Source organism: Mucilaginibacter sp. RCC_168 (assembly GCF_041355315.1).
Taxonomy (GTDB): domain Bacteria; phylum Bacteroidota; class Bacteroidia; order Sphingobacteriales; family Sphingobacteriaceae; genus Mucilaginibacter.
This window is the reverse complement of sequence record NZ_JBFUPN010000023.1, coordinates 76,691-95,469: the sequence shown is the minus strand read 5'-3', so window position 1 is coordinate 95,469 and position 18,779 is coordinate 76,691. Positions and strand designations below refer to the sequence as shown.

Sequence of the window (18,779 nt, the reverse complement as noted above, 5' to 3'; positions counted from 1 at the left end):
AAATGATGTTTGCTAAAAAATATAACAGGCTGCTATTAACCATAGCAGCCTTATGCGCACTCTATAATCATGGCTACAGCCAGGATAAAAACATTCCTAAAGATCTGTATATAGCCTCAACCATACCCGATTCATTAAAAGAGGACGCCAACGTGGTGATCCGTTATGAAGCACGTGAAACCGTAGTAAAGGAAGCCGGCAGGCAGACCACCAAAGAGCATAGCATCGTGACCGTGCTCAATGAAAAAGGCGATGATGAGGCTGTACTTATATTACCCTACAACAAAAAGTACGACTCCTACAGCGGCATAGAAATAAACATTTATAACGCTGCCGGCTTGCTGATCAAAAAATATCACAAAAGCGATATGTACGATGGCTCGGCTGCTGATGATGAAACCATGGTAACCGATCAGCGCTATTTAGCCGTAAGACATGCTATAGCTGCCTATCCGGCAACTATTGAAATTAAATATGAAGAGGACGAAAGCAGTTTCATTAGCCTGAACAGCTGGTATGTGCAGGAGAAGATGGAACAAGCCGTACAAAACGAGTACTGTAAGATTTCGGTAAACCCGGCCATAGGTTTCAGGTACCAGAACAGCAATTTCAATATTAATCCCGTTAAAGGCAACGCCGATGGACTCGACACCTATACCTGGACGGTTAAAAATCTCAAGGCTATCAAAAAACAGGAACATATTGTAAGCTGGACTGTCATCCCCAAAATCAACTTTGCGGTAAATACCTTCAATTGCTATGGTTATCCCGGCGATTTTACCAACTGGCAATCATTCGGTAACTGGATAAAATCCTTAAATGACGACGTTTCTTCCTTAAGTCCCGAACGTATCGCCCAGATAAAACAAATGACCGATACCATTAAAACCGATAAGGAGAAAGCCCGCTTTTTGTATAATTATATGCAAAAAAGCATGCGTTATGTGAGTATCCAGTTAGGCATCGGAGGTTATAAACCCTTTCCGGCAACATTTGTCGACCAGAAAAAATATGGTGATTGTAAAGCGCTTTCCAACTATATGAGAGCCTTACTCAAAGCGGTTAACATCCCGTCAAATTACGCTATTATTAGGGCAGGTTACAATGCCGAACCTGCCAACCAGGCATTCCCCAGTAATTCATTTAACCATGCCATATTGTGTATCCCTTTTAAAAATGATACCACCTGGCTGGAGTGTACCAGCAGTACCACCCCTTTTGGCAAACTGGGCCCGTTTACCGAAAACCGCAATGCCCTGCTGATCACAGACGAAGGCGGCAAACTGGTAAATACCCCCCGCAGTAGCTCGCAGGATAATCAGCTTAACGGCCAGGTACACCTGGTATTGGATGCCGATGGCGGTGCCAAAGCTCACATCAACATTTTAAGCAGCGGCGAATATCGCAGCATGTTTGTTGATGTACTGCCAACTTATAAGGCTGACGAGCAAAAAGAGTACCTGTTAAAACACCTGGATATCAAACAGCCTTCTGTTTTCACCTTTAAACCTGCCGATGACACCAAAGATTTCAAAGAGATAAACATTGATATGGAGTATGATAAATTTTGTGACATCGCTACCGGCGATAAGCAATTTTATCGTCCGCTGGCCTTTATGCTTTGGGATCTTACCTTGCCTCCGGAAGAGAAAAGAAAAACCAATTACTATTTCAATGCCCCGGTTGCTAAAACCTGCGTTACCACTATTGATCTGCCGGCAGGCTTCGAAATGGAGACCCTCCCTACGGATCAAAGCCTGAAATTTACTTATGGCAGTTACGAGGTAAAGTATAAATATGATGCCACGAAAAACCAGGTGATCAGCACCGCTAAATTTAACTTAAACAACCAGGTGATACCGGCCGCTAAATACACCGAAATGCAAGTGTATATGGATGCGGTGGCCAAAGCTCAAAATAAAAAACTGGTGATTCGTCGCAAAGCTTAAATTTGCGCCTGATGATCTTCAGGCTCAATAAACGTTTAGTATTTCCTGAGCCCGCTCTGGCCGAACCAGACGGGCTTTTGGCTGTAGGTGGCGATCTGTCCACCCAACGCCTGCTGCTGGCTTATCAAAATGGCATCTTCCCATGGTATAGCGATGACACGCCTATCCTGTGGTATTCGCCGCATGAGCGTTTTGTACTTTACCCGCAGGAGCTCAACATATCCCGGTCGATGCGCCGGGTACTCAACTCGGGAGGTTCAGCGTTACTGCCGATACTTGTTTCGATGCTGTGATCACCGCCTGCTCAACCGTTCCGCGCGAAGGGCAGGATGGTACCTGGATCACCGATGATATGAAAGCGGCCTATAACCGGCTGCACGCCGAAGGTTATGCCCAGTCGGTTGAAGTTTGGCAAAATGAAGAATTGGTTGGCGGTATTTACGGCGTACAGGTATGCGATGTTTTTTGCGGTGAAAGCATGTTTAGCAAAGTGAGCAATGCATCCAAAACAGCCCTCATCCACGTATGTCAGAGCGGTCTTTATAAGCTGATAGATTGCCAGGTGCACAGTGACCATATGGAATCAATGGGCGCCCGCATGATCAGTAGGGAAGAGTATATGGTGATTTTAAAAGGGTAAAACCACCTCGCGCTTGCTTTTATTCACAGGGGTGAAAGAGCTTGTGCTATTCCCTCTTGAGAGAGTAATAGCCCATGAAAAGGCGGCGTTTAAACTTACAAGGTTAAAAACAAATCGCATAGCCGACTCATCCGGTCTACGCTTCGCTGGACCACCCTCTCTGTGGCTTTGCCGCAAAGAGGGTAAAGAAAAAAGAATTAAAATCCCCTCTATGCGCGAAGCGGAGAGAGGGGTGACGAGCGCAGCGACGTCGGGGTGAGTCGATAGGTGCCTAATTTTCGCCTTATGCCTATTCATGGGCTATTACTCTTGAGAGGGGATTTAATACCTTTCCACCTTCCGCTTTTAGCCTCAATATAACTACCTTTGATACGTGCAGCAAGCAAACACCAAAGAACGTATTATTTTAGGTATCGACCCCGGCACCGCCGTGATGGGTTACGGCCTGGTTAAAGAAACCGGACCAAAAATAGAACTATTGGCCCTGGGCGTAGTAAAAATGGAAAAGCTGGACGACCACATGCTCAAGCTGCAGCGTATATTCGAAAAAACTGTTGCCCTTATTGATAATTACAAGCCCGATTGTCTGGCTATTGAAGCGCCGTTTTATGGCAAAAACATACAGGTAATGCTCAAGTTGGGTCGTGCCCAGGGTGTAGCCATGGCCGCTGCCCTTACACGCAATATCGATATCACCGAGTATGCGCCGCGCAAAATAAAACAATCCATCACGGGTAATGGCAACGCCACAAAAGAACAGGTTGCCGCTATGCTGCAAACGCTCCTGAAATTTAGCGAAACTCCCGATTTTCTGGATGCTACCGACGGCCTGGCCGTTGCCGTTTGTCATTCTTTTCAACGTATATCCACAGGCAGCAAAGCCGGCAGCAAAAAATCATACTCTGGCTGGGATACTTTTGTAAAAGATAACACGAAAAGGATAGTGAAGTAGATGTGCGGATTTCAGATATGCGGATGTGCAGGTGTACAGATGAAAAACAATAAAACGCACGTCATTGCGAGGTACGAAGCAATCTCATACAAGCAGGTCAATCATAAAAGTTCGCTCTGTACAGCATAGAGATTGCTTCGTGCCTCGCAATGACGCGTGGAGAAAGCACATCTGCACATCAACAAACTCAATCCCTTAACGCTGCTTTGATCTTTTCTTTCGTGGCGCTCAGTTCTTCGGGTGTAAAGCTGAGTTTGGGACGGGCAAAATTCATGTCGTCAACCCGGTTCATGGGTATCAGGTGGATGTGCGCATGCGGAACTTCTAAACCGATAACCGCTACGCCAACCTTTTTGCAGGGGATAGCTTTTTTCAACGCCGTCGCTACAATTTTCGCGAAAATATGCAGTCCTGTATAGGTTTCATCGTCAAGGTCAAATATATAATCAACCTCTTTTTTGGGTATTACCAGCACATGGCCTTCGGCCAGCGGACTAATATCCAGAAAAGCCAAAAACTCATTACTTTCAGCTACTACATGCGCGGGTATCTCCCCTGCTATTATTTTTGAAAAAATGCTCATGATTGGTGAGTGGTTTATTAAGTAAGTGGTTGGAATGGTTAATTAAGCTTAAGCAGTTAAAAAAATCCTCGTAATCCCTTAATCAGAAAAGTCAAGGTTCAGACAACATATTCAACCACTTACTTAATCAACCATTCACCAATAACTTATCTGCTAATTTCAAGTATCTCGAATTCAATAACACCGGCTGGTACGGTGATCTCGGCGGTTTCGCCAACTTTTTTGCCCAGCAGGCCTTTTGCAATAGGTGATGTTACCGATATTTTACCGGCTTTCATATCGGCTTCACTTTCTGATACCAGTTGGTAGCTCATAGTAGCTCCGTTTTTAAGATTTTTGATTTTCACAACCGATAAAGCCAGCACTTTTGATACATCCAGTTTGGATTCATCAAGCAAACGCGCATTGGCCAGAGTTTCCTGCATCTGCGCTATTTTAGCTTCATGCAATCCCTGCGCCTCTTTGGCCGCATCGTATTCTGCATTCTCAGAAAGGTCACCTTTATCCCGTGCCTCGGCTATAGCTTTTGATATATCCGCACGCCCGGTAGTTTTTAATCTCTGTAATTCTTCTTTTAATTTCTCTAAACCATCTTTGGTAAAGTATGATACCTCTGCCATAACAATAAATTATTAAATGTTTATTCTGTTGTCATCCCAAAAAAAACCGCCCCCCTTGTTTGAGAGGGACGCAATGACTCTAAAAACAAACAAGACTACATGGGCCCGAGCCTACATAGTCTTGCTTTTGTATTTAACGAAGATAAGTTATTTAAATTTTAATATCCAAATTTATTTACCGTCGAAGCCGGTTAGCTAATAGATCATAGTTGATAGTTCATGGTCAGAGCATTTGGTTGATAGCTATGGTTATAACAAATATTCCCTCTTACTATGAACTATCAACCATGATCTATGAACCCACAGCAACCAATTTCTCCGCCATTACCTCACTTATTTTCCGGTACGAGTCAAATGTCCAGCCGGCCACGTGAGGGCTCAGTAGCACCCTGCCGCTTTGGCGCAGCTCATCAAACCATACCTGTTCGGCCAGGGCCGGGAATTTTTCAACCTCCAGTACATCCAAACCGGCGCCCAGTATTTTGCCTTGTTTAATGGCGTTTAGTACAGCGCTCACTTTAGCAGTTTTACCGCGCGAAGTATTGATAAAAAATATAGGTTTTTTAAAGTGGAACAGGTATTCATCATCCACCAGTCCGTTGGTTTCGGAAGTAAGCGGGATGTGCAGGCTCAGCACGTCGCTATGTTTCACAATATCTTCCATACTCACTTCGCGGGCATAGCGGTCGCTAAAGCCGGTCTTGTACTTATCATAAGCAATTACCTCCACCTGGAAACCCGACAGTTTACGGGCAAAGCTATGCCCCATGTGGCCATAGCCAATAATGCCTACTGTTTTACCTTTAAGTTCAAAACCACGGTTGGCTTCGCGCTGCCAGTTGCCGCCGCGTATCTCGGCATCGCCCTTATTTAAATTATTCATTAAGGATAACAGCAGGCCAATAGCATGTTCGCCCACCGCGTCCGAGTTACCTTCGGGCGCATTAATCAGGCTGATGCCCTTTTCGGCTGCATAGGCTTCGTCAATATTATCCATACCGGCACCGGCCCGGGCCACAAAGCGCAGGTTTGTTCCGGCATCTATTACCTGTTTATCAACCCTGAATTTGGAACGGATCACCAAGCCTGCATAGTCGCCGATGATCTGTAAAGCTTCATCGGCTTTGATCAATGGTTTGTAATCGCATTGGTAACCTTTGGCAACGGCCATCTCCATAAATATGGGATGCACATCGTCGACAATAAGAATGTTATTTTTCAATTTCGAATTATTAGGAAAGGACGAATTTACAAAACCTCCTATTATTAGTCATCAGCTATTTATTGTATTCCTGATTTTTACAATTTGAATATAATTTTACGAATATGGCATAACGTATTTGAACGCCGGCAAGGACTCACCCGGGCGTCGCTTCGCTCGCCGACCCTCTCTTCGCCTGCGGCGGAAAGAGGGTTGAAAATATTAATAAATAGCGTCATTGGCGTGTGAAGAGAAAATCCCCTCTTTGCGGCAAAGCCGGAGAGAGGGTGATCCAGCGAAGCGCAGATCGGGTGAGTCGTTTCGCCCCCATTTAAATATATTTGTTCAGCAACAAGGCCCAATTATGGAAAACTTACAAAAACAGGTTAAAGCATTAAAAATATACGCAGGCGTTTTAACCTTATTGGTATTGGCATTAATGATCATGGTGTTCAGACAGAACAATAGCGATAACGAACATTTTAAGCACATCACCGCCGAACGCATGGACATCGTTGATAGCAGCGGCAAGATCCGCATGGCCATCAGCAACCGCGAGCGCCAGCACCCGGGAACCATCGGTGGTAAAGAACTGCCGAAACGCGACCGCCCTGCCGGTATGATATTTTTTAATGATGATGGCGATGAATGCGGGGGGCTGGTTTATGATGGCGATAAAAAGAGCGCGAGTATGACCTATTCTATCGATCAGTATCAGAACGACCAGATCATGCAGATCCAATACAGCCAGGATAAAGACGCGGGTAGCCTGCAACGTAGTTATGGCTTAAAATTGTGGGATAAGTACGACAACTTTCCAACAGTAAAGGTTGTAGCCTACGCCGATTCATTAAAAAAACTCAATGATACCGCCGCCTACAATGCCGGCATTAAAAAACTACAGCAACCGGGTGTAATAACTGCCGAGCGGCTTTTTGTAGGTAAAAACACCAAAGGCGAAGTAGGTTTGTTTTTGCGTGACGATAAAGGCAAACCGCGCTTGAAAATTTATATCAACGCCCAAAATCAGCCGGTTATAGAAACCCTGGATGACAAAGGCGCGGTGGTATCATCCAAATAACCGACTGCCATTTTGCTGGCCTTTATAAATTGGCACGGGAATAGCTTTATAATTAACGGGATTATTGATTTATAGACGATAAAGCATCCATGTAGTTTTTCACACAAAGAGATGAAATCACTAATTCAATAATTCACTAAATCAATAATTGCAAAAGATGAAACTCATCAAAATAAAAAAGCTGGGGGCAGACATCAAGCACCAGGCCGAAAAACTGGCTGATAGCGGCTTTAAACAGATATTTACCCACATAGATCAGCTCAAGATAAAAAAGGGGGTCGACACGATGGGACTGGATAAGTTTATAAATCAATGCGCACTCATGGCAGCCGGTTCGGGCGCTATATCGGGTAGTGGCGGTATGATCACGCTGATAGCAGGCATGCCCATTGACTTTGCCAACCTCATTACCCAGCAATTCAGGGTAACTATGGCCATTATGTACTATAACAAGGGCAGTTACCAAATTGAATTTAATGATTTTATGGGCCTGGTAGCTACCTCGCTAAGAGTGGAAGCAGGCGTAGCCATATCCAAAACCATGATGGAGGGTATTGCCGAAAAATTCCTCATGGTATTAGGAACCCGCACCGCCGAAAGGATGGTACCCGTTGTAGGCGCCGTGATTGGCGGCACCGCCAATTACCTGTTCATCAAACGCATGGGCGAAATGGTTAAAAAAATGCAGGACACACCCATAGTGATCCCGGTAAGTTAAGCCCCCTGAGACTTCCTTAGAGGGAGCTCGCACTCCTGCCTGCCGCCACCTCGTTGGTAAGTTTTACAAAATCGGCAACTGTGAGTCGTTCGGCCCGCAGGTCGAGGGTGGTATTACCAACCATCTGTTCTTTGTTAATGAGTGATGATATGGCATTGCGCAGGGTTTTTCGGCGCTGGTTAAAACCGGCCTTCACAATCTGCCAAAACAGCTTCTCGTCGCAGTCCAGGACCTCGGCGCTATTGCGCGTCAGCCTGATCACCGCCGAAAGCACTTTGGGCGGCGGGTTAAATACACCGGCCTTTACGGTAAACAGGTACTCTACTTTGTAGTAGGCCTGTAAAAACACGCTCAGGATGCCGTATTCCTTACTGCCGGCTTTGGCGGTGCAGCGTTCGGCCACTTCCTTCTGGAACATGCCAACCACTTCAACCACCTGCTGTCGATTGTCGAGCACTTTAAACAGTATCTGGGAGGATATATTATAGGGAAAATTGCCAATAATAGCCAGCGGACCATTAAATATGCCGCCAAAATCCATCTCCAGAAAGTCGGCATTGATGAGGCGGCTGCCCAGCTGGGGGTATTTTTTTTGCAGGTACTGGTATGATTCCTCATCAATATCGATCAGGGATACTTCGTACTCTGTTTTCTGTAATAAAAAGTCGGACAGGATACCCATACCCGGACCAACCTCCAATACGTGTTGATAACGGCCATCAGGTTTCAGGCTGTCCACAATTTTAGCAGCGATATTTTTATCCGTAAGAAAATGTTGCCCTAAATGTTTTTTTGCCCTTACCAACGTCATTATTAATCAAATATTTGAGCAAATTAAGGCATATTTGTGCTTTATTCGGGAACTATAAGCTTAAAATCTTTTATTTGCAGTAAAAAAACGAGGTAAAAGGCAAAAGGTTAAGGGTAAAAAGGAAGGCCCGGACCGCAAATTATAAATAAAATAATCACAGATCAACATCAGTGAGATCAATCCAAAATCGGTGAAATCATTAAATGATCAGTGTAATCATACATAATAACATGAGCGAAAAAATTAAAGTAGGGATAAGCATAGGTGATGTAAATGGCATTGGATTAGAAATAATTATTAAGACACTGGCAGATGCCCGCATTTACGATTATTGTACACCCATTGTTTACGGGCATACCAAGGTAGCTTCGTTTCATCGCCGCGCAACCCAGGTTAATGAACTTAATTTTCATGTTATTAATGATCCCTCACAATCGCAGCCCAAAAAGCCCAACATGATCAATTGCTGGGAAGAGGACGTAAAGATAGAGATGGGCCAGGTTACCGAGGCAGGCGGCAAGTACGCTTTCATCTCCTTAGAACGCGCTACTTTTGATTTGAAAGAAGGCTATATAGACGCCCTGATCACCGCTCCTATCAACAAGGATAATATACAAAGCGACCAGTTTAATTTCCCGGGTCATACCGAATATTTACAACAACGGGATGGCGCGGCCGAATCGCTGATGTTCTTAGTAAGTGATACCCTGCGGGTTGGTGTAGTTACCGGGCATATTCCTATCAGTAAAGTATCGGAAAGCATTACCGGCGAAAAAATACTGGCCAAACTTAAGCTGATGAATCACAGCCTGCAAAATGATTTCTGGATCCGCAAACCAAAGATCGCGGTACTGGGCCTTAACCCGCACGCCAGCGATAACGGATTGATTGGCAATGAAGAAAAAGAAGTGATCATCCCGGCTATTGAAGAGGCACGCAACAATGATATACTGGCCTTTGGCCCATACTCGGCCGATGGTTTTTTTGCCAACGGAACCTATTTGCAGTTTGATGCCGTACTGGCCATGTATCACGACCAGGGACTTATTCCTTTTAAACAAATAGCATTTGAATCGGGAGTTAATTTCACGGCTGGTTTAAACTTTGTACGCACCTCGCCCGATCATGGTACCGCTTATGACATAGCCGGTAAAAATCAGGCTTCGGAAATATCATTTCGGGAGGCGCTCTTCACGGCTATACATATTGTAAAACACCGCCGTGAAACCCTGGAGCTGAATGAAAATCCGTTGGCATTTACCAAACTGAGCCGCGACAGGGACTAAAATCCGCTCTGTAATAGTAATGTTTCAATTTAATTAACGTTAGATTAAAACATTTGCTTAGTTATCGCATTTACCACTTTAATGAATGATTTTTTTAGTCGAGTCCGATCCATTGATGCTTTCCGCGCGGTAACAATGTTCCTGATGATATTTGTGAACGACCTCGACGGCATTCCAAATACACCTAACTGGCTCAAACATGCCGGAGAAAATGTTGATGCCTTAGGGATGGCCGATACCATTTTTCCCGCGTTTTTATTTATCGTAGGTTTATCTATACCATTCGCGTTTCAAAACAGGTTAAAAAGCGGCAATTATAAACTGTTGTCGCGTATAGTCAGTCGCTCCTTTGCGCTGGTGTTCATAGGTTTCTATCATGCCAACATGGAAACCTATAATGAGGTGACCACACTGCTGCCAAAGCCTGTTTGGGAAAGCCTGGTTACATTTAGCTTCTTTTTTATATTTTTAGATTACGGTAAAGAGACTTCCAACCTTAAGCGGTATATACTGCAAGGTTTTGGAATAGCGCTGCTCCTGGCCATGTCCATCCTCTATAAAACCAGCGATCCGGGTCATACCTGGCTTCACTTTACCTGGTGGGGCATCCTGGGATTGATAGGTTGGGCGTATCTGCTTTGCGCGCTGATATATTATTATTCTGGCGGGTATCTATGGATCCAGGCGGCGGCATGGATCTTCTTTATGTTTTTTAACATCGATTTTCACTTTGGCTTTTTGGATTTCCTTGCCCCTTTGCAAAAATATGTGTGGATGGCCGGCAATGGAGCCATGCAGGCCTTTACTATGGCCGGGGTATTTGTATCGGTGCTGTACATGCGGCTTAAGGCCAACAACGAACTTAAATTATTATGGGCCGCCCTGATCATGATCGCCATTATCATGTTTAACATGGGCTTCATAGTACGCTACTTTAGCGGTGGCATTTCCAAAGCGCGCGATACCCCTTCATGGGTACTTATTTGTACGGGTATCAGTTTGGTGATGTACGCCATTTTTATTTACGTGGTTGACTTTAAACATAAGTACAACTGGTTCAAGATCATTGAGCCGGCCGGCACCAACACGTTTACCTGTTATATCGTGCCATTCCTGTTTTACCCCATGTATGAAATGAGCAACCTGGGCTATCCAGAATACCTAAGCCAGGGAACCGGCGGACTGATCAAATGTATCCTATTTGCCTTTGTAATGGTTTGGCTCACGGGCTTACTGGATAAGATCAATATCCGGCTGAAGATATAGTTTGAAGCTTAAAGCAGAAGGCTAAAAGCTTAAAGCTTCCATTTGCTTTCAGCCTTTGGCTTTGCGCTTTAAGCTTCTTACCTTAGCTATATGCACCTCATTGCCAAAAACAAAATAGCCGATTATATTGAGCAACATCCTGAAGCAAAAACCTCTTTTTTAACCTGGATTAAAGAGTTTCCTTACAGGAAGAGTAAAAAAAATAAAACCCACCCTGTGGAAGGAATACTTATCTCATTCTCTGAATTAGGTCGTGGGGATTACTCGGTCAAACTCATTTTTAATACATGGCTTAAAACCGGTTATATTGTCTGGTTAGGGACCAAGGAAGCTCAAATTGCATATCAACAAGCGGAGATTGAAAAGATAAGGATCCAACATCCTAACCTCGTTACAACATCCATAACATTTACAAGCTCCACTTCTCCACGTCGCTCTAAAAAAGCATCAGAAGGTAATCATGTTGAGCTTACCCATATTCATTCAGATAATGCGCTGGAAATATTCCCTTCTGAAATTGAGGGGCATGTAGCCAGTGAACAGGATCTCAAAACTAAAACTGACTATGAAAATGCTTTAAACCGGGCAATCAGTATTTTTGATGCACGGCCAGGTACACGTGAATTTGATGAACTGGTTTTATTGTTACCACTCATCAGGCATTATGAAGCTTGTTATATTGAATTGCCAGGTCTTGCTCTTTTGGATGTCATTAAGCTTAAAATGGAAATTCTCGGAATAACCCCTCCTTATCTAACACCTATTATTGGGAGTGAAGAAGAAGTAAACCCGTTTCTTACCGGTAAAAATACTTTGCCTGATAAAATCCTTAAGGCAGTTTGTAAGCTGCTTTATATACGCATCCCGCTTAATGATAAAAGCCTGATCAAATAAGACATACCTGGTTAGCCCATAAATACCGGCCTCATAAAACCTCAAAATAAAGCGGCCATTATCGTATTAGTATTTACACTTTAAGCTAAATATGCTCTTTAAATTTCAAATACCGAAATGGTATTTGGTTTATATTATGCCCTGTTTTTGATAATTAGCCTTGTAGATTACAATATTATCTTTACCTTTAATCATTGGTGTTTTATCAGGCCTACAACCAAATTAAAAAAACAGTTTCCAGTTATGGTATTTTTCCATACATTTGCGGGCTAATTGTTGCTCATTGAAATCGCTTAGAACATATTCGATTCCTTTTACGGGGCTTAAACTGGGAAAACACCAGTTTGAATACACTGTTGATGATGCTTTTTTTGACGAGTTTGATTACTCGCTGGTAAAAAAAGCAAATCTGCAGTGCCGGGTGGAATTGGATAAACAGGAGACCATGCTGATACTGGATTTCCATATCAGCGGAACCGTTAATGCCACCTGCGACAGGTGTCTGGCCCAATATCCGCAACCGTTGGATATAACCGAACAGCAGATCGCCAAATTTAGCGATGAAGTGATTGACGAAGATGATGAGATCATCACCCTGAATAAAAATGATCATGAGATCAATATAGCGGGGTTAATATATGAATATATAAACGTTGCCATGCCATTTATATCGGTATGCGGCGATGAGGGTAACACTTCTTATTGTGATAAAGAGATGCTCGAAAAGTTAAATAACCTTTCGGGAAATGAAGGACAAAATGAGCAGACAGACCCGCGGTGGGATGTACTCAGGAAAATAAATAAATAATAAATAACAGGATCATGCCACATCCAAAACGTAAAATATCCAAATCAAGAAGAGATAAGCGTAGAACACACTACAAAGCTGAGGCTCCAACTTTAACTACCTGCCAAACTACCGGTGCTATCCACTTACCACACAGAGCTTATACTGTTGATGGTAACGTTTACTACAACGGTAAATTACTGATAGAGAAAGCAGCAGTAGCATAAGTTTAATTTTCTGAAAATGAAGATTGGCTTAGATATTATGGGCGGTGATTTTGCTCCCAAAGCAGCCGTTTTAGGGGCAATCGAAGCTTATAAGGCTTTATCTGCCGACCAAAAACTGGTGCTTATTGGGGATAAAGAAATTGCTGCCACTATTCTTCAGGAAAATAATGTGAGCCCCGATCACTTTGAGTTTGTACACACAACCGAAGTGATTGGCATGGGCGAACACCCTACAAAAGCTATTGTTCAAAAGCCGGATTCAAGTGTTTCGGTTGGATTTCAATTGCTTAAGGAGGACAAAATACAGGCCTTTTCTTCGGCTGGTAATACCGGCGCCATGCTTGTTGGCGCCATGTTCAGCGTAAAAACCATTCCCGGCGTTATTCGTCCGGCTATGACTACTATTGTACCCAAACTTAAAGGAGGTTTGGGTATTTTGTTAGATGTAGGCGCCAACGCCGATTGCAAACCGGATGTTCTGGTACAGTTTGGTGTTTTGGGCAGCTTACTCGCCCAGTCTGTGTATGACATTACCAACCCCCGGGTGGCGTTGATGAACATTGGCGAAGAAGAAGAAAAAGGTAATATTCTAAGTCAGGCCACCTATCCTTTAATGAAAGAAACATCCCTGTTTAACTTTGTAGGTAACGTTGAAGGACGCGACCTGTTCAGTGAAACTGCCGATGTTTATGTATGTGATGGCTTTACCGGTAATGTAATATTAAAGCTGGCCGAATCGTTTTATGTGATAACACGAAAGAAACAGCTTAAAGATGAGTTTTTTGACCGGTTTAATTATGAGCAATACGGTGGCAGCCCTATCCTGGGTGTAAATGCCCCTGTAATTGTAGGCCATGGCATTTCAAGTCCCGAAGCAATCAAAAACATGATCCTTTTATCAAAAAACATGGTTGAGAGCAAATTGGTGGACAAAATTAAACAAGCTTTTCAGTAAAAAAATAAAAGATGAGTAAGATTCATGCTGCTATTACTGCTGTACATGGTTACGTTCCCGACTATATTTTAACCAACCAGGAGCTTGAAACACTGGTTGATACCAATGATGAGTGGATTGTAAGCCGTACCGGCATTAAGGAGCGCCGTATACTTAAAGGCGAAGGCTTGGGTACATCTGATATGGCAGTTCCGGCGGTTAATGGCTTGTTGAAAAAACGAGGTATAAGCGCCGAAGAAATTGACCTTATTATTTTTTGCACAACTACGCCCGATATGCCCTTCCCGGCAACAGCAAACATCCTGGCCAACAAAATTGGCGCGGTTAATGCCTGGGGTTTTGATCTGCAGGCCGCCTGTTCCGGCTTTATATTTGGCCTTACCACAGGCGCTCAGTTCATTGAAAACGGTAAACATAAAAAGGTACTGGTAATAGGCGGCGATAAAATGTCGTCGATAGTTAATTACGAAGATCGTGCCACCTGCATTATTTTTGGTGATGGCTGCGGTGCTGTATTGCTTGAGCCTAATACCGAAGGTTATGGTGTTATGGATTCCATCCTGAAAAGCGATGGGTCAGGTGCACAGTACCTGCACCAAAAAGCCGGCGGTTCTGTAAAACCAGCAACTCATGAAACCGTAGAGGCCCGTGAGCATTTTGCTTACCAGGAAGGCCCGGCGGTATTTAAATTCGCGGTAACCAACATGGCCGATGTAGCTCATGAGGTAATGGAACGCAACAGCCTTGGTGCTGATGATGTGGCCTGGTTGGTACCCCATCAGGCTAATAAACGCATCATTGATGCTACAGCCAGTCGCACGGGTTTAAGCGCCGATAAGGTGATCATTAATATTGAACGTTATGGTAACACAACTAACGGAACAATACCATTATGTTTATGGGAGTGGGAGAGCAAGTTCAAAAAAGGTGATAATCTTATTTTAGCCGCATTTGGCGGTGGCTTTACCTGGGGCTCCGTTTATTTAAAATGGGCTTATTAAGTGTACATACAGAAAAATAAAACATCTGTTCATTTTAATATGTTACTTAATTTATAGCCAAATCATAAAAAACATTTGCACATTTGCAGTCTGCATATTTGCATATTGCCAGTTTGCACATTATCATATAACTTAGATAATAAACTTTATCCAAAACCACTCAATCCCAAAGTATGGATATTAAACAAATTCAGGACCTTATTCGTTTTGTTTCAAAATCAGGCGTAAATGAAGTATCAATTGAGCAAAAAGATTTTAAGATTACCATAAAAACCAACGAGGTACAACCACAGGTTATTCATGCAAGTATTCCGGCGCAAACCGCCCCGGTTGCATTACCGGTTGCTCCCGCTGCGCCGGCAGAACCTGCGGCGCCAGTTGCTCCGGCAGCGGCCGATACCTCAAAGTATCTTACTATCAAATCGCCAATGATCGGTACTTTTTACCGTTCGGCCAGTCCAGATAAACCATTATTTGTAAACGTTGGCGATGAGATAAAAACAGGCACTGTTGTTTGTATTATCGAAGCCATGAAACTTTTCAACGAGATCGAGTCTGAAATTTCAGGCCGTATTGTGAAAGTATTGGTTGACAATGCCTCACCGGTTGAATACGACCAGCCTTTATTTTTAGTAGAACCTATTTAGTAGATGTGCAGATATGCGGATTTCAAATGTGCAGATGATTGGTTTTAATTCATCTGCACATTTGAAATTTGCACATCTGCACACCTGTAATTTATCATCTGCATATTTGCACATTTGTAATCTGCACATTTAAAAAAAGATGTTTAAAAAAATATTAATAGCTAACCGGGGTGAGATCGCCTTACGTATTATCCGTACCTGTAAAGAGATGGGTATAAAAACCGTAGCTGTATATTCAACTGCCGACCGCGATAGCCTTCATGTACGCTTTGCCGATGAAGCTGTTTGTATAGGTCCCCCGCCAAGCCGCGATTCTTACTTAAGTATTCCTAATATCATTTCGGCCGCCGAGCTTACTAATGCCGATGCCATACATCCGGGCTACGGCTTTTTGTCTGAAAATGCTAAATTTTCTGCCATCTGTGCCGATTATGGTATCAAATTCATAGGTGCAACAGCCGAGCAGATCAATAAAATGGGTGATAAGGCATCAGCCAAGGAAACCATGAAAAAAGCCGGTGTACCTATTGTTCCCGGATCTGAAGGTTTGCTTACCGATGTAAAACAAGGCATTGCCATATCTAATAAAATTGGTTACCCGGTTATATTAAAAGCTACTGCCGGTGGTGGTGGCCGTGGTATGCGTATTGTTTGGAAAGACGATGAGTTTGAGAATGCCTGGGATTCGGCCCGTGCCGAGTCTGGTGCTGCCTTTGGTAACGATGGCCTTTACCTGGAGAAATATGTACAAGACCCGCGCCACATCGAGATACAGGTGGTGGGCGACCAATATGGTAAAGTATGCCACCTTTCAGAGCGCGATTGTTCTATCCAGCGTCGTCACCAGAAACTGGTGGAAGAATCACCATCACCGTTCATGACCGAAAAGCTTCGTAAAAAAATGGGTGATGCCGCTATAAAAGGCGCCAAGGCCGTTAAATATGAAGGTGCAGGTACCGTAGAGTTTCTGGTTGATAAAGACCGTAACTTCTACTTCATGGAAATGAACACCCGGATCCAGGTAGAACACCCGGTTACCGAAGAGGTGATCAATTTTGACCTGATTAAAGAACAAATAAAGGTTGCCGCAGGCATCCCTATTTCCGGTAAAAATTACGAGCCAACCATGCATGCTATCGAGTGCCGTATCAACGCTGAAGATCCGTTTAACGGCTTCCGTCCGTCACCTGGTAAAATAACTAATTTCCACTCACCAGGTGGTCATGGCGTACGTATAGATACGCATGTGTATACCGGTTACGTGATCCCTCCAAACTATGATTCGATGATAGCCAAAGTGATTTGTGTAGCACAAACCCGTGATGAAGCATTAAGTACCATGGAGCGGGCATTGAGCGAATTTGTGATAGAAGGTGTAAAAACAACTATACCTTTCCATCTTAAATTATTGCAGGATCCTAACTTCCGGGCCGGTAATTTCACTACCAAGTTTATGGAAACCTTTGAATTTTAAAATAAATTCAAACTATCTTCATATAATTAAACGTACTTAGCACAATAGCGTTGATACAGCGGTATTTATAAACCATGAGCGATAACAAACTAATTAAAGCCATCAAAGACAAAGGCAAAACGATGGAGGCAGAAATGTCCTTCTTTGATCATTTGGAAGCGTTAAGGTGGCATTTGGTAAGGGCATCAGTAGCTATTGTGATATTTACCGCTGTAGTGTTTTATTTTTACGACTGGATCTTCGATACCGTGATCATGGGCCCAAGCAGGCCTACCTTTTGGACGTATCGTATGCTCTGCGAGATTGGCGCGGCATTACACCGTTCAGGTTTTTGCATCGATAAGATCAACATCCAGTTGATCAATACCGAAATGGCAGGACAGTTTACCCTGCAAATCAATTCAGCGCTCCTTATAGGGATCACTTTGGGTATCCCTTACCTCATCTGGGAGATCTGGCGCTTTGTAAAACCAGCCCTGCATGAAAAAGAGCGCAAAGCCGCTACCGGATTTGTTTTTTATGCCTGTATGCTTTTTTTCATGGGCATATTATTTGGGTATTATGTTATTACCCCAATGTCCATTAATTTCTTATCGGGCTATACGGTAAGTTCAAAGATCCAGAATTTATTCTCTATTGATTCCTACATATCATCAGTTGCCACTTTAACACTGGCAACCGGTGTGGTTTTTCAATTGCCTATTCTGGTTTACATATTATCAAACCTGGGTATTTTAACGCCTAAATTTATGCGCGAAACACGCAGATACGCTATTGTGATCATCCTGATCATCGCGGCGGTGGTAACACCAACACCCGATATGTTAACCATGACGGTAGTAAGTATCCCGCTGTTTGTACTTTATGAGGTAAGTATCGTAGTAGCCGGTTTGGTTGAGAAAAGAAAACTGAAGCGACACGAAGAGGTAATGTCCTAATTAATATGCAGATGATAGATTGCAGATGTGCAAATGATAAATAACAACAAAAGCGGCCATAGGCCGCTTTTGTTGTTTAGCCCTCACGCGTCATTGCGAGGTACGAAGCAATCTCTATGCTGTACAGAGCCGATATAAAGGATTAACCTTCCTACGTAGAGATTGCTTCGTACCTCGCAATGACGCGCGGGAAAAGCACATCCATCTGCACATCTAATCACACATATGAAATTCGCACATCCTTACATTTAAAATTTTTGCACATTTGTATCTTAACTTAATACTTATTTAACTGATGAAAGAAGGGCTAAAGATTGCCATTGGCGCCGACCACGCCGGCTTTGATTATAAACAAGCTTTGCTGAATGTTGTATCAGCAACCGAGCTGAAAGATTTCGGCACTTACTCCAATGCCTCGGCAGATTACCCCGACTTTGCCCACCCCGTTGCCTCGGCCGTTGAAAGCGGTGAATTTGACCTGGGCATACTGGTTTGCGGCAGCGCCAACGGTGTAGCCATCACCGCCAATAAACATCAGGGTATCCGCGCAGCCATTTGCTGGACAGTTGAACTGGCCGAACTCGCCCGTAAACATAATAATGCCAATATCGTATGTATTCCTGCCCGCTTTATCAGTATTGATGATGCCGAAAAAATTGTAGCTGCTTTTCTAAGTACCGAATTTGAAGGTGGACGCCATGCTACCCGCGTAGGTAAAATTGCCTGTTAAAGCTTAAAGTCAAAAGCTA

General features: G+C 43.5%; 19 protein-coding genes and 1 pseudogene. 16 read left to right on the top strand and 4 right to left on the bottom strand.

Annotated features, from left to right (window positions below):
• The first annotated feature begins 2 nt into the window (after positions 1-2).
• The 3 genes and pseudogenes from AB6735_RS21290 to ruvC all read left to right on the top strand — a co-directional run bounded on the left by AB6735_RS21290 (position 3) and on the right by ruvC (position 3,541).
• Positions 3-1,949 (top strand): DUF3857 domain-containing protein, encoded by a 1,947-nt coding sequence (locus AB6735_RS21290; protein ID WP_370998077.1) that lies wholly within the window; start codon positions 3-5, stop codon positions 1,947-1,949.
• A gap of 11 nt (positions 1,950-1,960) precedes the next feature.
• Positions 1,961-2,589, top strand: a pseudogene (gene aat, locus AB6735_RS21285) (leucyl/phenylalanyl-tRNA--protein transferase).
• A 373-nt stretch (positions 2,590-2,962) separates the two neighbouring features.
• Positions 2,963-3,541, top strand: a complete 579-nt coding sequence (gene ruvC / locus AB6735_RS21280) for a crossover junction endodeoxyribonuclease RuvC (RefSeq protein WP_370998076.1) — start codon at positions 2,963-2,965, stop codon at positions 3,539-3,541.
• Between the two features lie 187 nt (positions 3,542-3,728).
• Here ruvC and AB6735_RS21275 read toward each other — a convergent pair whose 3' ends face one another.
• The 3 genes from AB6735_RS21275 to AB6735_RS21265 form a co-directional block, all read right to left on the bottom strand.
• Positions 3,729-4,127, bottom strand: coding sequence for an HIT family protein (locus tag AB6735_RS21275; protein WP_166095551.1), 399 nt, complete (start codon positions 4,125-4,127; stop codon positions 3,729-3,731).
• Positions 4,128-4,270: 143 nt separating this feature from the next.
• Positions 4,271-4,744: a transcription elongation factor GreA gene (gene greA, locus AB6735_RS21270; RefSeq protein WP_370998075.1), complete on the bottom strand. Its 474-nt coding sequence runs from the start codon at positions 4,742-4,744 to the stop codon at positions 4,271-4,273.
• Between the two features lie 292 nt (positions 4,745-5,036).
• On the bottom strand, positions 5,037-5,966 hold the full coding sequence (locus tag AB6735_RS21265; protein ID WP_370998074.1) for an NAD(P)-dependent oxidoreductase: 930 nt from the start codon (positions 5,964-5,966) through the stop codon (positions 5,037-5,039).
• Between the two features lie 343 nt (positions 5,967-6,309).
• Between AB6735_RS21265 and AB6735_RS21260 the strand changes: the two genes are divergently transcribed.
• Both AB6735_RS21260 and AB6735_RS21255 read left to right on the top strand, forming a co-directional pair.
• Entirely contained in the window at positions 6,310-7,026 is a 717-nt protein-coding gene (locus AB6735_RS21260) for a hypothetical protein (protein ID WP_370998073.1), read from the top strand.
• 157 nt (positions 7,027-7,183) lie between these two features.
• On the top strand, positions 7,184-7,744 hold the full coding sequence (locus AB6735_RS21255) for a hypothetical protein (protein ID WP_370998072.1): 561 nt from the start codon (positions 7,184-7,186) through the stop codon (positions 7,742-7,744).
• A 16-nt stretch (positions 7,745-7,760) separates the two neighbouring features.
• Here AB6735_RS21255 and rsmA read toward each other — a convergent pair whose 3' ends face one another.
• Entirely contained in the window at positions 7,761-8,555 is a 795-nt protein-coding gene (rsmA, locus tag AB6735_RS21250) for a 16S rRNA (adenine(1518)-N(6)/adenine(1519)-N(6))-dimethyltransferase RsmA (protein WP_370998071.1), read from the bottom strand.
• A gap of 230 nt (positions 8,556-8,785) precedes the next feature.
• Here rsmA and pdxA point away from each other — a divergent pair, with 230 nt between their 5' ends.
• From pdxA to rpiB, 11 genes are all read left to right on the top strand, one after another.
• Positions 8,786-9,841 (top strand): 4-hydroxythreonine-4-phosphate dehydrogenase PdxA, encoded by a 1,056-nt coding sequence (gene pdxA / locus AB6735_RS21245; RefSeq protein WP_370998070.1) that lies wholly within the window; start codon positions 8,786-8,788, stop codon positions 9,839-9,841.
• An 81-nt stretch (positions 9,842-9,922) separates the two neighbouring features.
• On the top strand, positions 9,923-11,107 hold the full coding sequence (locus AB6735_RS21240; RefSeq protein WP_370998069.1) for a DUF5009 domain-containing protein: 1,185 nt from the start codon (positions 9,923-9,925) through the stop codon (positions 11,105-11,107).
• A 90-nt stretch (positions 11,108-11,197) separates the two neighbouring features.
• Positions 11,198-12,001, top strand: a complete 804-nt coding sequence (locus AB6735_RS21235) for a hypothetical protein (RefSeq protein WP_370998068.1) — start codon at positions 11,198-11,200, stop codon at positions 11,999-12,001.
• 283 nt (positions 12,002-12,284) lie between these two features.
• Positions 12,285-12,809, top strand: coding sequence for a DUF177 domain-containing protein (locus AB6735_RS21230; protein ID WP_370998067.1), 525 nt, complete (start codon positions 12,285-12,287; stop codon positions 12,807-12,809).
• Between the two features lie 14 nt (positions 12,810-12,823).
• On the top strand, positions 12,824-13,015 hold the full coding sequence (rpmF, locus tag AB6735_RS21225) for a 50S ribosomal protein L32 (protein ID WP_090472767.1): 192 nt from the start codon (positions 12,824-12,826) through the stop codon (positions 13,013-13,015).
• Positions 13,016-13,031: 16 nt separating this feature from the next.
• Complete coding sequence (gene plsX / locus AB6735_RS21220; protein ID WP_370998066.1) at positions 13,032-13,970, top strand: phosphate acyltransferase PlsX; 939 nt, start codon at positions 13,032-13,034, stop codon at positions 13,968-13,970.
• A gap of 11 nt (positions 13,971-13,981) precedes the next feature.
• Entirely contained in the window at positions 13,982-14,971 is a 990-nt protein-coding gene (locus tag AB6735_RS21215) for a beta-ketoacyl-ACP synthase III (protein ID WP_370998065.1), read from the top strand.
• Positions 14,972-15,144: 173 nt separating this feature from the next.
• Positions 15,145-15,618 (top strand): acetyl-CoA carboxylase biotin carboxyl carrier protein, encoded by a 474-nt coding sequence (gene accB / locus AB6735_RS21210; RefSeq protein ID WP_370998064.1) that lies wholly within the window; start codon positions 15,145-15,147, stop codon positions 15,616-15,618.
• Positions 15,619-15,757: 139 nt separating this feature from the next.
• Positions 15,758-17,092, top strand: a complete 1,335-nt coding sequence (gene accC, locus AB6735_RS21205) for an acetyl-CoA carboxylase biotin carboxylase subunit (protein WP_370998062.1) — start codon at positions 15,758-15,760, stop codon at positions 17,090-17,092.
• Between the two features lie 74 nt (positions 17,093-17,166).
• Positions 17,167-18,030 carry a twin-arginine translocase subunit TatC gene (tatC, locus tag AB6735_RS21200; protein ID WP_370998061.1) on the top strand — a complete coding sequence of 288 codons (864 nt, stop codon included), beginning with the start codon at positions 17,167-17,169 and terminating at the stop codon, positions 18,028-18,030.
• A gap of 295 nt (positions 18,031-18,325) precedes the next feature.
• The gene (gene rpiB / locus AB6735_RS21195; RefSeq protein WP_370998060.1) at positions 18,326-18,760 is read left to right on the top strand and encodes a ribose 5-phosphate isomerase B; all 435 of its coding nucleotides are present in this window, start codon (positions 18,326-18,328) and stop codon (positions 18,758-18,760) included.
• The last annotated feature ends 19 nt before the right edge of the window (positions 18,761-18,779 follow it).

Excerpts from the sequence above, each read along its gene's own strand:
- AB6735_RS21290 (WP_370998077.1), top strand. The coding sequence starts at position 3 with ATGATGTTTGCTAAAAAATATAACAGGCTGCTATTAACCATAGCAGCC.
- greA (WP_370998075.1), bottom strand. The coding sequence starts at position 4,744 with ATGGCAGAGGTATCATACTTTACCAAAGATGGTTTAGAGAAATTAAAA.
- AB6735_RS21260 (WP_370998073.1), top strand. The coding sequence starts at position 6,310 with ATGGAAAACTTACAAAAACAGGTTAAAGCATTAAAAATATACGCAGGC.
- AB6735_RS21255 (WP_370998072.1), top strand. The coding sequence starts at position 7,184 with ATGAAACTCATCAAAATAAAAAAGCTGGGGGCAGACATCAAGCACCAG.
- rsmA (WP_370998071.1), bottom strand. The coding sequence starts at position 8,555 with ATGACGTTGGTAAGGGCAAAAAAACATTTAGGGCAACATTTTCTTACG.
- pdxA (WP_370998070.1), top strand. The coding sequence starts at position 8,786 with ATGAGCGAAAAAATTAAAGTAGGGATAAGCATAGGTGATGTAAATGGC.
- AB6735_RS21240 (WP_370998069.1), top strand. The coding sequence starts at position 9,923 with ATGAATGATTTTTTTAGTCGAGTCCGATCCATTGATGCTTTCCGCGCG.
- AB6735_RS21235 (WP_370998068.1), top strand. The coding sequence starts at position 11,198 with ATGCACCTCATTGCCAAAAACAAAATAGCCGATTATATTGAGCAACAT.
- rpmF (WP_090472767.1), top strand. The coding sequence starts at position 12,824 with ATGCCACATCCAAAACGTAAAATATCCAAATCAAGAAGAGATAAGCGT.
- plsX (WP_370998066.1), top strand. The coding sequence starts at position 13,032 with ATGAAGATTGGCTTAGATATTATGGGCGGTGATTTTGCTCCCAAAGCA.
- AB6735_RS21215 (WP_370998065.1), top strand. The coding sequence starts at position 13,982 with ATGAGTAAGATTCATGCTGCTATTACTGCTGTACATGGTTACGTTCCC.
- accB (WP_370998064.1), top strand. The coding sequence starts at position 15,145 with ATGGATATTAAACAAATTCAGGACCTTATTCGTTTTGTTTCAAAATCA.
- accC (WP_370998062.1), top strand. The coding sequence starts at position 15,758 with ATGTTTAAAAAAATATTAATAGCTAACCGGGGTGAGATCGCCTTACGT.
- tatC (WP_370998061.1), top strand. The coding sequence starts at position 17,167 with ATGAGCGATAACAAACTAATTAAAGCCATCAAAGACAAAGGCAAAACG.
- rpiB (WP_370998060.1), top strand. The coding sequence starts at position 18,326 with ATGAAAGAAGGGCTAAAGATTGCCATTGGCGCCGACCACGCCGGCTTT.